This window comes from Burkholderia sp. Ac-20345 (genome assembly GCF_017104825.1).
GTDB classification, from domain to species: Bacteria; Pseudomonadota; Gammaproteobacteria; order Burkholderiales; family Burkholderiaceae; genus Burkholderia; species Burkholderia lata_B.
Genome location: NZ_JAAGPO010000514.1, coordinates 1 through 238 on the forward strand (window position 1 = coordinate 1; position 238 = coordinate 238).

1 protein-coding gene is annotated in these 238 nt (G+C 41.6%); it reads right to left on the bottom strand.

Annotated elements, in window-relative coordinates:
* Positions 1-58: 58 nt before the first annotated feature.
* A partial coding sequence (locus G3O06_RS48375; RefSeq protein WP_205820474.1) for a hypothetical protein occupies positions 59-238 on the bottom strand: 180 nt, incomplete at its 5' end.

The window sequence follows — 238 nt, forward strand, 5'->3', positions numbered from 1 at the left end:
GAAAAAAAAAAAAATCCTCTCTTCTTCTCTTGTTTCTTCAGTCTATTCTTGCGTTCCATTACTCAGCTTTGTTATCATTCATCTCCTCGTCCTGCGTGCCTCTTCTATCTCTACACCTTATCCTGATGCTAACATCTATTTTAATTCTACTCACACTATTGTGTCTCATCTCCCTCTCTTCCGACAGTCGTCTGTCCATTACTACACTCTTCGTCCCTGCATGTGTTATCTCGTGCGC